The 1163-nt window shown below is 39.0% G+C and carries 1 pseudogene; it reads left to right on the top strand.

What is annotated here, in order from left to right:
• Positions 1–69 precede the first annotated feature (69 nt).
• Positions 70–1163 (top strand): annotated as a pseudogene (locus tag M3Z76_RS19605) (aldehyde dehydrogenase family protein); the annotation flags it as partial.

Below are 1163 nucleotides of genomic sequence, written 5' to 3'. Positions count from 1 at the left end.
TAAATCTAAATTATCGTGTAGAATAATGTTGTAAAATGTAAACGTTTTTCTAAGGGGAGGCTAAAAAGAATGGTAGTAGCATACAAACATGAGCCATTTACAGATTTTTCAGTGGAGGCTAACAAATTAGCGTTTGAAGAAGGTTTAAAGAAAGTAGAATCTTATCTTGGACAAGACTATCCATTAATTATTGGGGGAGAAAAAATCACTACAGAAGACAAAATTGTTTCTGTAAACCCTGCAAATAAAGAGGAACTTGTTGGTCGCGTTTCAAAAGCAAGCCGTGAGTTAGCTGAAAAAGCAATGCAAGTAGCGGATGAAACATTCCAAACTTGGAGAAAATCAAAGCCAGAAATGCGTGCAGACATTTTATTCCGTGCTGCAGCAATCGTTCGTCGCAGAAAACATGAATTCTCTGCTATTCTTGTAAAAGAAGCAGGTAAGCCATGGAATGAGGCAGATGCTGATACAGCAGAAGCAATCGACTTTATGGAATATTATGGTCGTCAAATGTTAAAATTAAAAGACGGTATTCCAGTAGAAAGCCGTCCAATTGAATATAATCGTTTCTCTTACATTCCATTAGGAGTAGGTGTTATCATTTCTCCTTGGAACTTCCCATTCGCAATTATGGCAGGTATGACAACAGCTGCTTTAGTTTCTGGTAACACAGTATTACTCCTGTAGTAGCAGAGAAATTCATGGAAGTATTAGAAGAAGCTGGCTTACCAGCTGGCGTAGTAAACTTCGTTCCAGGTAATGGTTCTGAAGTTGGTGACTACTTAGTAGATCACCCTCGTACACGTTTCGTGAGCTTCACTGGATCTCGTGATGTAGGTATCCGTATTTATGAGCGCGCAGCGAAAGTAAACCCAGGCCAAATTTGGTTAAAACGCGTTATCGCTGAAATGGGCGGTAAAGATACAATCGTTGTTGATAAAGAAGCAGATCTTGAATTAGCAGCTAAGTCTATCGTTGCATCAGCATTCGGATTCTCAGGACAAAAATGTTCTGCATGTTCTCGTGCAGTAATCCATGAAGATGTATACGATCACGTATTAAATCGTGCTGTTGAATTAACGAAAGAATTAACAGTTGCTAACCCAGCTGTATTAGGTACAAACATGGGTCCTGTTAATGACCAAGCTGCATTTGATAAAGTA

The sequence above is a fragment of the Metasolibacillus sp. genome (genome assembly GCF_025291715.1).
Classification (GTDB): Bacteria; Bacillota; Bacilli; order Bacillales_A; family Planococcaceae; genus Metasolibacillus; species Metasolibacillus louembei.
This window is presented reverse-complemented; position numbering and strand designations above follow the sequence as displayed.